The organism is Pseudomonas mangrovi, from assembly GCF_003052585.1.
GTDB lineage: Bacteria > Pseudomonadota > Gammaproteobacteria > Pseudomonadales > Pseudomonadaceae > Aquipseudomonas > Aquipseudomonas mangrovi.
The window spans coordinates 1-12,307 of record NZ_QASN01000003.1; the positions used below are offsets into that span (position 1 = coordinate 1).

Annotated in this window: 9 protein-coding genes and 2 pseudogenes; 5 read left to right on the forward strand and 6 right to left on the reverse strand. The window is 56.7% G+C overall.

Translation table 11 applies throughout. The features are described 5' to 3' along the window. Nucleotides 1-55 precede the first annotated feature (55 nt). Nucleotides 56-820, reverse strand: coding sequence for an IS6-like element IS6100 family transposase (locus DBO85_RS02425; RefSeq protein WP_001389365.1), 765 nt, complete (start codon nucleotides 818-820; stop codon nucleotides 56-58). Between the two features lie 102 nt (nucleotides 821-922). Between DBO85_RS02425 and DBO85_RS02435 the strand changes: the two genes are divergently transcribed. Next, on the forward strand, nucleotides 923-2,362 hold the full coding sequence (locus tag DBO85_RS02435) for a Shedu immune nuclease family protein (protein WP_062832661.1): 1,440 nt from the start codon (nucleotides 923-925) through the stop codon (nucleotides 2,360-2,362). 47 nt (nucleotides 2,363-2,409) lie between these two features. On the opposite strand, the gene DBO85_RS02440 is transcribed toward DBO85_RS02435, so the two are convergent. Together DBO85_RS02440 and DBO85_RS02445 are read right to left on the reverse strand one after the other, a co-directional pair. Beyond that, nucleotides 2,410-3,567, reverse strand: a complete 1,158-nt coding sequence (locus DBO85_RS02440) for a UvrD-helicase domain-containing protein (protein WP_062832662.1) — start codon at nucleotides 3,565-3,567, stop codon at nucleotides 2,410-2,412. Continuing rightward, complete coding sequence (locus DBO85_RS02445) at nucleotides 3,560-5,221, reverse strand: ATP-dependent nuclease (protein ID WP_062832663.1); 1,662 nt, start codon at nucleotides 5,219-5,221, stop codon at nucleotides 3,560-3,562. Before DBO85_RS02445 ends, DBO85_RS02440 begins: the two co-directional genes overlap by 8 nt. Nucleotides 5,222-5,512: 291 nt before the next feature. Here DBO85_RS02445 and DBO85_RS02450 point away from each other — a divergent pair. The 4 genes and pseudogenes from DBO85_RS02450 to DBO85_RS02470 all read left to right on the forward strand — a co-directional run bounded on the left by DBO85_RS02450 (nucleotide 5,513) and on the right by DBO85_RS02470 (nucleotide 9,966). Beyond that, nucleotides 5,513-5,948: pseudogene (locus DBO85_RS02450) on the forward strand (VOC family protein). A 413-nt stretch (nucleotides 5,949-6,361) separates the two neighbouring features. Further along, nucleotides 6,362-7,255, forward strand: a complete 894-nt coding sequence (ttcA, locus tag DBO85_RS02455; protein ID WP_108104971.1) for a tRNA 2-thiocytidine(32) synthetase TtcA — start codon at nucleotides 6,362-6,364, stop codon at nucleotides 7,253-7,255. Nucleotides 7,256-7,423: 168 nt separating this feature from the next. Continuing rightward, nucleotides 7,424-8,125: pseudogene (gene ttcA / locus DBO85_RS02460) on the forward strand (tRNA 2-thiocytidine(32) synthetase TtcA); the annotation flags it as partial. A gap of 779 nt (nucleotides 8,126-8,904) precedes the next feature. After that, complete coding sequence (locus DBO85_RS02470; RefSeq protein WP_108104973.1) at nucleotides 8,905-9,966, forward strand: 3-deoxy-7-phosphoheptulonate synthase; 1,062 nt, start codon at nucleotides 8,905-8,907, stop codon at nucleotides 9,964-9,966. Between the two features lie 7 nt (nucleotides 9,967-9,973). Here DBO85_RS02470 and DBO85_RS02475 read toward each other — a convergent pair whose 3' ends face one another. From DBO85_RS02475 to DBO85_RS02485, 3 genes are all read right to left on the reverse strand, one after another. Further along, nucleotides 9,974-10,306 carry a DUF6176 family protein gene (locus DBO85_RS02475; protein WP_108104975.1) on the reverse strand — a complete coding sequence of 111 codons (333 nt, stop codon included), beginning with the start codon at nucleotides 10,304-10,306 and terminating at the stop codon, nucleotides 9,974-9,976. Continuing rightward, nucleotides 10,303-11,385 carry a hypothetical protein gene (locus DBO85_RS02480; protein ID WP_108104977.1) on the reverse strand — a complete coding sequence of 361 codons (1,083 nt, stop codon included), beginning with the start codon at nucleotides 11,383-11,385 and terminating at the stop codon, nucleotides 10,303-10,305. Before DBO85_RS02480 ends, DBO85_RS02475 begins: the two co-directional genes overlap by 4 nt. 82 nt (nucleotides 11,386-11,467) lie before the next feature. Then, entirely contained in the window at nucleotides 11,468-12,301 is an 834-nt protein-coding gene (locus DBO85_RS02485; RefSeq protein ID WP_158268864.1) for a formylglycine-generating enzyme family protein, read from the reverse strand. Nucleotides 12,302-12,307 lie beyond the last annotated feature (6 nt).

Here is a 12,307-nt window from a genome sequence, read left to right on the forward strand (position 1 = left end):
GGGCTCTGTTGCAAAGATTGGCGGCAGTCAGAGGTAGGCTGTCGCTCTGCGCCGATCAGGCGGCTGCTGCGAAATGGTGGTTGAGCATGCCCATGGCCTCCGTCAGCGCCGAGGGCCCAATGCCAAAAGCTCTCTCCACAAGGCGCACCTCGCCCCTGATGCCGGGCTGCAGGCACCAGGGGCGAGCCTGTCCTTTGCGCAGGGCTCGCATGACTTCGAATCCCTTGATCGTGGCATAGGCCGTGGGGATCGATTTGAAACCGCGCACCGGCTTGATCAGTATCTTGAGCTTTCCGTGATCGGCCTCGATCACGTTATTGAGATACTTCACCTGCCGGTGGGCCGTCTCCCGGTCCAGCTTTCCTTCGCGCTTCAATTCGGTGATCGCTGCACCATAGCTCGGCGCTTTGTCGGTATTGAGCGTGGCAGGCTTTTCCCAGTGCTTCAGGCCTCGCAGGGCCTTGCCCAGGAACCGCTTCGCTGCCTTGGCGCTGCGGGTCGGCGACAGGTAGAAATCGATCGTGTCGCCCCGCTTGTCGACTGCCCGGTACAGGTAGGTCCACTTGCCCCGCACCTTGACGTAGGTTTCATCCAGGCGCCAGCTCGGATCAAAGCCACGCCGCCAGAACCAGCGCAGCCGCTTCTCCATCTCCGGGGCGTAGCACTGGACCCAGCGATAGATCGTCGTATGGTCGACCGAAATGCCGCGTTCCGCCAGCATTTCCTCAAGGTCGCGATAGCTGATCGGATAGCGACAATACCAGCGCACCGCCCACAGGATCACATCACCCTGGAAATGGCGCCACTTGAAATCCGTCATCGTTCCGTCCGTCCAATCTCCGCCAAGCATGCTCAAGCTTCACGATTTTTGCAACAGAGCCTATCGCTTTACTAGCTCCAAGCCTCATGTAAAGGACAAACAATGGCTTCGATTCGGCCTTCGCAATACGCCATGCAGAACCGCACCGATGGAGGGCCGTTTCTGCGCGTTGACCTTGTGGACGAAAACGGGAATATCGTAAGTCCTGGCGCCCCATCGGCGGACATTACGCTGGTCTACTTTAGTGACGTCAGCCTGCCAGTAGACTCTCACGATTGGCTCCTCATCATGGCAGTGACAGCTGAGGAGCTCACCTTCTATCCCAAGATCTCACGCAACGACAATGATAATTATGGCAAGCCTAGGTACGGTACCATTGAGCGTATTGAGCTTGTTGATCCATCCCTTCAGCTTGACGAGCTGCCTTACGATCAAGACAGTTTGGAAGCGTTGCTGTCCGAATTACCGCCCGGATTTAGAAAAGACTGGCGCTTCGGACTAGGGTTTCTATACGAGTACCGTTTCATCCCAGCTGCGATTGGCGAACTCGATGGCGTTGACACCCTGCGAATTCAGGCTGGTGAGGCTACAGACGAGGTTAGAATAGACGGCAATCGGTACTGTTTAGGTATCAATGAGTTCGAGGAGCTGTGCTCTCGAATCGAAAAAATCAGCCGTAGGCATCAGAGAGATACTGCTGAAGACAAGAAACTAGTCTGTTATTCCGGATTGCTGCACAAAGTGAATCCAGAGCTGTATCCGGCACGCGCACGAAGGCTACCCCCAGATGTGCTCAAAGATCTGGTCAATCTAGGCAGGGACAAGCTCTCGAACCAAGATCAGCGCTCCGCCACACGCTTGGTGAAGAAGAACGCCTCCTCCATCGCACGTAACGAGCCGCGTGCGCTTTATGAACTGAAAGCGGAGATCGAGCTTGTCACGCTGGGGCAACTGATCGAGGCCTACAAGAAGATGATGTCGCGAAATCTGAACGAAGATCATTGGCATCAATTCTTTACCGACAATGCATTTATCCTAGACATGGCTTTTGGTCATCCGGTGAAAATGGTGGCGTCAAAGCCCTACGTGGGCGGTAAGCAAGTTTCCGGGCAAGGTGGCCAGCACACAGACTTCCTTATGGCTGCGAGATCGACAAGAAACCTCGCTCTCATAGAGATCAAACACCCTCAAAAGGAGCTTGTCAGCAAAAACGAATATCGTACGGATGTCTACGGCCCATCGACAGAGCTCGGCGGTTCGATAGCACAGGCCCTGAGCCAACGGGCGCTTCTTCTGCAAGATGTGCTCAGCCTGACTGCAGACATGGAGGAACGAGCTCATGCGCACGCAGTTCCTATAGTGATCATCATTGGCCGAACACCAAGCGACAAAAAGCAGCAACGCTCGTTCGAGCAGTTCAGAAACAGCCTCAAAGATATTCAGATCACCACGTTCGATGAACTTCAGACTCGACTAGAAAGCATCCATCATGCATTGCAACCAGAGGATGCTTCGAAGGCTGAAGATGTAGAGTGCAACTAACTACAGTGCAGCCCATCTTCGCCACTTAGCGATAACGAGTAGCCACGTCAAGAAAGGGGCTTCGTCCACACAGGAAAACGCAAGCCCTCTGCTTTCTTGTCCGGCACGATGAACCCAAGGCTGTACCTCGCCCGTGTTATGGCAACGTACATCTTGTTCTGCGCTGTCTCGGCATCCGCAGGGAAAGGGGCAACGCCATCCAATACGAAATGCATCTGGCTCTCCGCCGGCAGAATCAGCACGCGATCAAAACCCAATCCTTTGCTGCTGCCAAAGTTGTAGCAGCGAGCCTGAGCAGGAAGAATCTTTGCTCCAGAAGTCACGTTCCAGCGCAGTACCATTGGGTCATACGCTGCGATGTAGTCATTGACGTCAGAATGCTTGACGATGAAAGCACCAAGGTGATGGGCGAGTTCAGGTGGGATGTTTTCAACGGCTGATTCAGTCGCCTTGTAGGCGCCCTTGTGCACCGCATCGGCGATCGTACAGATCGTTTGAATGCACCTCCAATTGCGCACGAGCGCCTCTTCTTTGAAGCCCATGGACTTGAACGCTGCAATCTTTTCTGTAGCCGTTTGAGGTGCCTTGTGGCCAAAAGTTGTTTCATACACTGTCTGTCGGAAGTCGCCCACGCAGGTGATGGGGGATCTCATTACCTTGCTCAGCGCCTTGAGCATCTCATAATCCCATCCAACCAAGTCTTGCACCTCATCGAAGTAAACTTGGCTATAGATATCGCCGAGACGAATCGCAGCAGCATTCTTTGTGGCCTTCGCCACCCGGGCCGCCAGCTTCGCCAGGAAGCCTGTGTGGGCTTTCGTCCCACCCTGAGTCAGAAAGTGGTCTGGGTTGTAGCTTTTGTCCTCCAGTTGCTCTTTGCGCCCAGGCAACATATAGGTCGACCCAGGCTTTAGATGAGGATTGCGTTCGTTGAAGAATATTCCGTCAATCCGCTGCGCAAACAGCGATTGCTGATACGGCCTCACCATGTCTTCCAGATAGAACGAGAACAGGCCTTTCACCACGAACCTATCACTGGACCTGCCAAAAGCCTCCAGGAATCGGCGTCGCAACTCCTGCTGATTGCTAGTGGTATAGGTCACTACAAGTACCTTGCCACCGCGCTCAATCTCTGCAATCGACTCAGTAATGATCTTTTGAGTCTTGCCTGATCCCGCGCCAGCTATGCACAGAGTGTTAGACAAAGCTCAGTACCTCGCCAAGGAAAGCCGGATACTTGAATGGCTCAGTGGTTTCAAACAACCTGATAGCTGAGTCGACCTTCTTTTTTCCTTTGCCATCACCATCAGCGCTCTTGAACCAGTCGACGACAAATGCACGCTTGTCATCGAATGTCGGTTCCGCGACTAGCAAATTGTAGGTCACAGATGAAAGCACGATTTTAGCAAACGCCAGCAGTTCTTTTTCCGACGTAGCATTTGCCGAGATCATGGCCGGCTCAAGCGAAAATTCATTATTGTCCGTAGATGAGACAAGTTTGATATTCGGGTACGCCGCATACTCTTTTTGCGCTTCGACCACGTTCTTCGCGTAATCGCCATCGTTATCCCGCAGTACATTCACTGCGGTACCAATTTCTTTGCCAATCTCGATGAATGTCTTGAAACCCACGCCACGCACTACGATGATGTCGATCCCATCCTGCTCAGGCAGACGACCCTTATTGTTATCCTGATAAATTTTCTTAAGAACCAATTCATCAGACGGGCCTTCTACCAACACCACCTTTCTGGACAAAGCAACACGTAGGGTATCGTAGCCTGGTAGCCGCTTCAGTGTCTTCACCACCCCTTTGTCTAATAGGTGCAGTCGCTTATATGAGCCATGGAGCAAGCAGATCTTGTCGATGCTCAATTTATTCAACACATACGAACTGTGAGTGGTAAGGAACAGTTGCTTACCGTTTCGCTGATCTTCAATGTCTTGTATAAGCCTGCTAAGCTCGACGTGTGATAAGTGATTTTCCGGCTCTTCCATCATCACAAGATCAATATCTTTCGACTTGTTATGGAGTGCCAACTTGATCTGCACCTTGCTCTGCTCACCCTTTCCAATCATATGAAAAGGCACGGCATCCACCTCAAGCTGCAAGCCACTCTGTAGGGCGCCCGCCGGCATCGTGTTGGCGGCAATGGTTAGTTTCTTGTCGGTGATTCTATTATCAGAATCCAAATCCTTGTTGACCGTTCTAACTTCATCAGTAGCGTTAAAGGACTGTAGGGTCTCACGATAATTGAGACTCAGACGGTACTCCTCGTCCTTCTTGAGCGCGGTATTCAGGACATTCGAGATGTATTGATTTTTCCCGAATGTAGGATGGATGCGAGTTGGGTCGATGTAGAGTGCCCGGAACTGCTTCGTCAACGGCTTGATGACGTTCCAAGAAAAATCCATCCACTCGATTTTGTAAAACTCCACTGGAATGCTGCTAATTGGAGCCCCGGCGGCCAAGTACTCTCGATAGGCCTCTGTGAAGTCTGGATCGAAGCTCGCTCTTACTTGAACCCCCTGAGCGTCTTTCAGCAGGCTGTTGTTCGTGCCGCGGTAATTAGGCACGCTCTTCATATACGCCTCGATTACGAGAACGGGTAAGTCTGCAGGATCCTTCGGGGAGGCTAAAAATTCAGCAACCGCGTCACTATTGAATAGATCGGGAGAAAATTCACTGCTGAATGATCGACCCCGATGCTGGAAGTTGAGCACGATCTCCAATGCTTCCAAGATTGTGCTTTTTCCAGCGTTGTTATCACCAACGAATATATTGACATCCTCGTTGAACTCAAAAGTTTTATCTTTGAATTTTTTGAAATTGAGTAAACGAAGCGATTCTACAAGCACAATTCAACTCCCTCTGAGGTAGCGGCGACCAGGAGGCGCCAGGCCGCTCGTGGCAGAACGCTATTGTGCAACACCTGCCCTGTCCAGTGCGGATGCGAAGCGTCGCTGGCCGGAGATGCCTTTGAAGGAGTTGTGAAAGGTAGATTGCATCATCAGTAGTGGATAACTGAATCGCCCCTGTTGCCCTAGGTACTGTGACGTACGGTGATGGAGCGGGCGCAGCCGTTCATGAAGGGCAACTAATGGCCGGTTTCGGTCTAGATGAGGGGAAGCTTCGAATCGCCTCCGCCAATCAGCTACTGCCGTTTTGTTGTAATCAAAGGGGAGACATCTTCTTTCTATGCAGAGACTTTCCGGGCGGCGTGGTGGTCGTCCGCCACGCTCCGGGCGACTATCCGGCCGGCAAGCAGAGCGATGTGTTCACGGCCGAGTTCAGGGTAACGCGCGTGCCCCGGTGCTCCAGCATAAAGAGACGTGTTCGTTCCAGGTCGCGACCGATGATCAGGCTGAGACAGACCACTTGTGGAGCGCGATCATCGACAATGGGGGCAGGTGAGCGCGTATGGCTGGTGCAGGGGCGAGTGGGGCGTTTCGTGGTAGATCACCCCGCATATCCTGACGGCTGCCATACCCAGCCCTGATCGAACGGCAGCAACGCGTGCGCTCGTGGCATGATGGCATGACGAAGATCGACATTGCCGCGATCGAGGCTTCGCTGAAGGCTTGATCTCCACCGCCTGAAAACTGATGCTTGCCTGTAGCCATATGCGTTTCTGGGGCTGCTGCGGCCTCTCCGCGTGACTTGCAGAGCTCCGTGCCGTCATCCTCCTCTGTTGCGACTCGGTCAAGCTGAATGGATCGTTGGTCAGGAGCTTCTATAAAACGCAGGCATAATCTTGTTATGATATAGCTGGGATCAAACTCGGCAGATGAAACTGTCGTATAGATTTACTTAAGAGTTTGTGTCGTATATTAAAAGCGTAGCCTCAATGCAGTGCCTTGCTTCGGATTGTCTCTGCGCCCGATTTTGGTAGTGTCTAGCTATCTTAATCCTTCGCAAGTAGTGCGGGATGTTGCAAGGTAGGCCATGCTTATATGGCAATTTGATTTTGTAAATATTTTAATTGGAAGCTAGTATTTATGATGATGGGCGAACAAGCGTCTCGGATTAATAGTGCTGCGGAGCATCGTCGCAAAAAGCTGCGCGGCAATGTGGGCAAGGCTGTTGTAGATTACGCAATGATCGAAGATGGCGACAAGGTTATGGCCTGCGTAAGTGGTGGCAAAGATTCATTCGTAATGCTTGACGCTTTGCTGCACTTGCAAAGAGTTGCGAAAATAAAATTCAGTGTTGTGGCGGTGAATCTTGATCAGAAGCAACCTGGCTTTCCAGAGCATATATTGCCAGAGTTTTTTGAGGCTAAAGGTATTGATTATTATATAATTGACAAGGATACTTATTCCGTTGTCAAGAGTAAGATTCCAGAAGGTAAGACTACTTGTTCTCTTTGCTCTAGGCTCAGAAGGGGCACGCTTTATAGTTTTGCCGAGGAAATTGGGGCTACTAAATTGGCACTCGGTCATCATATGGATGACATGGTTGAAACTTTGTTTCTGAACATGTTCTTCCAGGCGCAAATGAAAGGGATGCCTCCTAAGCTTCTTAGCGATGACAAGAGAAATATAGTTATCCGGCCGCTCGCCTACTGTCGTGAGAAGGATATAGCAAAGGTCGCTGCCGATAGCGCATATCCAATCATTCCGTGCAATCTCTGCGGCTCGCAAGAGAATTTGCAGAGGAAAAAAATCAAGTCGATGATTGCGGAGTGGGATTCGGTAAATCCTGGCTGCGTAGAAAACATCTTTCACAGCTTACAAAACGTAAGTCCATCCCAGTTAGCTGATCGTAGTCTCTTCAATTTTATAGATCTATCCATTGATAGGTCGGATGCCCGACCGCCCTACGAATTCGAAGCAGCCGAGGTTTCATCATCCAGCGTTGAAGGCCGGATTGATGTCGTTCGGATTTTGTAAAGGTTCAAGGTGATTTTTCGGGGGGGGAAGAGGGTGTTTAGAGGTCAGGAAGACGCAAAATTTACTTTTTCGCATTTTTCTGTAAAGCCAGATTTCTATTTAATTCATTTAAAATCAACAGGTTGCGATTATTCTGATGCTGTCCAGTTATGTGTTCTTAAGCTATAAGGGAAAGACAGCTACACCATGCTCGACGTGCTGCTCTATCTGCAGAAGGTCGCGCCGATCAGCTTCGAGATAGTCGCGGTGAACATGGACCAGAAGCAGCCGGGCTTTCCCGAGCACGTGCTGCCGGCCTATCTCGAATCCATCGGCGTGCCCTACCACATCATCGAGAAGGACACCTACTCGGTAGTGAAGGACAAGATCCCCGAGGGCAAGACCACCTGCTCGCTGTGCTCGCGTTTGCGTCGCGGCACGCTCTACACCTACGCCGACGAGATCGGCGCGACCAAGATGGCGCTGGGGCATCATCGCGACGACATCCTCGAGACCTTCTTCCTCAACATGTTCTACGGCGGCACCCTCAAGGCGATGCCACCCAAGCTACTTTCCGACGACGGCCGCAACGTGGTGATCCGTCCGCTGGCCTACTGCGCGGAGTCCGACATCGAGGCCTACAGTCAGCTCCGAGAGTTTCCGATCATCCCCTGCAACCTGTGCGGCTCGCAGGAGAACCTGCAGCGCCAGGTGGTCAAGGAAATGCTGCAGAACTGGGAACGCCAGTCGCCCGGCCGCACCGAGATCATGTTCCGCGCGCTGCAGAATGTGGTGCCCTCGCAACTGGCCGACCGCAACCTGTTCGACTTCACCAGCCTGCGCATCGACGACAGTGCGACGCCGCGCTTTCTCGACGTTATGAGTCTGTAGGCCCGCAGCCCGAAGTCGTGAGGCTCGACGTGCGGCCGTCATGCTGGCGGAGCTCGTTCCTGATGCGGCTCTCACTTCCTTGAGCGTGCGCGAGGGAACCATCCGTAATGGCGCAATGCGCTGCGTTTATTGCGCCCTACGAGGTGACCCTCTGCGGCAGGCGTAGGGCGGATTAGCCGCGGCGCGGCGTAATCCGCCAGGTGACGAAGCTCAGGCCTTGATGTCCAACGGCCTCGCGCACCGAGCGCTGTTGGACCTGGCCTGATCGGCCCCAGCTACGTTCCGATGGCCCTTCTGGATCGAACACGCTTGTATCGGTCGCACCGCCCGGTGTCGGCAACAAAACCTGTGTTTTTGCCTTGAACACGAGCGGTTGGCTGCAGTAAGGTCGCTGCTCGTTCTGGAGATCCGCATGCCATCCCCATCCTGCCAACCGTCTCGTCCCTGCCGTCAGCTCGCGCTGTCTTCGGTGCGTGCGTGGCCGGTTTTTATGGGTACTGGTTTAGCCACAGGCGCGCCTGATACCCCGCAGGCGCCCTAGTAACGCAGGGTCGCCACCAGAGACGTTTTCACGAACCCCCGGTCGGCAACCCGATCGGGGGTTTTGTTTTTCGGGCCGCGACTGGCCCGCCACTGACGAGGAACCACAGATGAACAGCTACCGCTATTACCGCAATGACTGGCGATTTAGCAGCCTCAGCGCCGCCCTGACAGCACGTGAACGAACACCCGACTAGCGTCGCCGCGGGATTGCCCGCGCCGGCCAAGGAACGCCAGACATGAATGCCCCTGCTCAGCTCGTTTCAGCAACTTCCCCTTCCATGGCTCGTCGCAGCGCGCAGCCGTTGCCCAGTCCCGCGCTGCTGCGCCAGCGTCTGCCGCTGGACGAACACCTCGCTACGCGCGTCGCCCGTGACCGCGAGCAGATTCGCGCCGTGCTCGACGGGCGTGACCCGCGCCTTCTGGTGGTGGTCGGTCCCTGCTCGTTGCATGACCCCCGCGCCGCCCTTGAATTCGCCGAGCGCCTGGAGCAACTGCGCCCACAACTCGAGGACCAGTTGGTGCTGGTGATGCGCACCTACGTGGAGAAGCCGCGTACCACCGTCGGCTGGAAGGGCCTGCTCTACGACCCGCACCTGGACGGCAGCGGCGACATGGCGGCGGGACTTGCGCTGTCGCGCCAGCTGATGCTGGAGATCCTTGCGCTCGGTCTGCCGATTGCCAGCGAGCTGCTGCAGCCACTGGCGGCGGGCTACTTCGATGATCTGCTGGGCTGGGCGGCGATAGGCGCGCGCACCAGCGAATCCCAGGTGCATCGTGAAATGGTCAGCGGCCTCGATCTGCCGGTCGGCTTCAAGAACGGCACCGACGGCAGCCTGGGTATCGCCTGCGACGCCATGCGATCGGCAGAGCATCCGCATCGTCACTTCGGCCTCGATGATCTTGGTCACCCGGCGCTACTGGAGACTCGCGGCAACCCCGACACTCATCTGGTCCTGCGTGGCGGCCACGGCGGCCCCAACCACGACCCGGCCAGCGTCGCCGCAGCGCGCCAGGCTCTGCAGCGACAGGGCATTGCCGCACGAATCATGGTCGACTGCAGCCACGCCAACAGTGGCAAGGACCCGCTGCGCCAGCCCGAGGTGCTGGATAGCGTGCTGCGCCAGCGCCTGGCCGGCGACCATAGCCTGCGCGGGGTGATGCTCGAGAGCCATCTGTTCGATGGCTGCCAGCCGTTGGGCGCCAACCTGCACTACGGGGTGTCGGTCACCGATGGTTGCCTGGGTTGGGAGAGCACCGCCCGGGCGTTGCGTGACGCGGCTGAGAGGTTGCGCGGTTGAGGGTTACTCAGCTGCGCAGGTCGAGCAGCAACTCCAGTGGTTCGACCTTCTCCCAGGCGTCCTGTTTGAAGCGGTGGTGGTAGGCGTCGATCGCTGCCAGGGAGCGCGTGGCAATGCGTTCGGCTTCGCGCTGCGAGCTGGCGCGCATGTAATAGATGAGCGAGTCGCCCTCAACGCTGGATTCGAGGAACACCGATTCGATTTCCACGCCCTCGGCTTTCAGCGTCTGCAACGCCTCCTGTCGGTGGGTGGAGACGAACGCTGCCCACTCGCGAACACGCGCCAGCATGTCTGGTTTGAGGCGGACTCGCACGCAAGTGACATCCTGTTGCCTGCTCACCGGCTGCTCCACATGCCGTGGGGCTGTAGAACGAATCCCCCAGGCTCTGTTAGTGCTGGCCAGCGGGCGGGATCGGGGTGCCAGTCGCCACCCTGCTTCGGCGCGTCGATGATCGCCATGGCGGCTGTGCCGAGCGCAATTTCCAGGTGCTCGTTCGCCGACGCAGCGCCCGCGTCGTCTGCCTGCGCTGCATTGGCGAAGGCCCTGAAGCGAGGCCAGTCGGCCGAGAAACGTGCCACCAGAATTCGCGCCAGGTCGTAGGAGAGCAGGCTGGCGTCATCGCTGCGCCGAAAGGACTGGCCCGACCAGAATTCCTGGATACGCGCCTCATCCCAGAACTGCTGATGTTTCTCGCGCATCTGCTGCGGTCCGAGGTCGGTCAGCGCCGATCGGCACAACTGCGCCTCCATGTTCACGGCAATGCCCTCGTTCAGCCAGACGGGAATGGGCAGATGGCTCAGGCAGTTGTGGGTCATCTCGTGGACGATGGTCGGCTCCAGCGTGCTGAAGTCGTCCTGCACCATGGCGAAGTGGCTGCAGCCGGCATTGATCTGCATGCCCGCGCTCAAGCCAAACTCGCCGGCTTCGGGGTAATAGCGCGAGACGTAGCGGTAGTAGCTCTCGTGGTCCGCGAAGACGATCAGGATGGCGTGGCCCCACTCAGGCTGGCCGGCAAGGCCGTCGAGCAGGCGAGTGATCTGCCGGCTCTTGCAGCGGATGAAGTCGAACAGCGAGGTCAGCTGCCGGTCGGCCATGCACGAGAGGATCAGGCAGTCGCCTTGCCTGGCGAGACGGTACGAGGGGCCCAGCGCGATTCCCAGATGCGCCAGCCAGATCTGCTCTGCTTCACTCCATGCCTGGGCGCGCATCTGCTCACCCGCAAGGTCTTCGAGCCAGTCGCTGAAGGCGCCCCAATCCGGTACGGGAATGCCTTCGATACATTCGAAGCTGTCGATGATCCGGGCGGCCGGGCGTGCGGCGAGCGAGCTTACCGTCGGCTCGGTGAGGAGGTCGAAGGGCAGCGGCCGTGCCGGCGGCGTCCTGCCTGGGGTGAGCGCGGAAATGAGTGTTCTGAACATGGTGGCCGGTTGTGTTGAAGAAGGATTCCTGGCGAATGCAAGGCATGCGGCGAGCGGTGATGAGGCCGTGTGGAGCGGCCTGCTACTGCGCCACCCGGAAACCCAGGAAGGGCGCGCGGAACTCGGCGTAGTTCCAGTTCACCCGGCGCGGATCGATGTTCGGCGCGTCGAACGACCAGGCGCCGCCGCGGTAGAGGTAGCTGGTGCACTGCTGGCTGCCCGGCTCGTTCAGCGGCACGCAGCTCGATACCCATTCGCTGACATTGCCCAGCATGTCGTGCAGGCCGAAGCGGTTGGCCGGAAAGGAGCCGACCGGTGCGCTCTGTACGCCGCCCCAGTCTCCAGCGCAGCCGTTGCAGTTGAGCATCTCAGGGTCCAGCGCATCGCCCCAGGGGAAGCGGCTGTCCGCGCCCGCCAGGGCGGCGTACTCCCACTCCTCGGAGGTGGGTAGGCGATAGGTCTGCTCGGTCTTTGCATTCAGCCAGCTCAGATAGCGCTGCACATCTTCCCAACTGACGTGGACCACCGGGCGCTCGCCGCGGCCCCAGCCTTCGTCGAACGGGTACTGGCAAACCTCGCCCGCAACGCAAGGCGGATGCACCTCCCGGTTGCGGTAGGCCCAGCCGGATGACTCCTCGTGGCAGCCGCCATCCGCGACACAGGCGTCCCACTGGGCGAAGGTGACTTCCATGGCCGCGAGTTTGAACGCCTTGATCGGCACCGTGCGCTCGACGTACTCGCTCGGATCGCAGATGCGCGCCAGGTCAGGGCAGGCGAGGGTCTGCAGCTCGCCGGCGGGGATCTCCAGCATCTGCGATGCTGGCGGCTGTCCTTCGGTCGCTGCGGCGGCGGCTACGAAAAACGGAATCGCCAGGGCGAGGGGGCGGGCTTTGCGGGGGAGGCTGGAAATGTTCATGGGGAC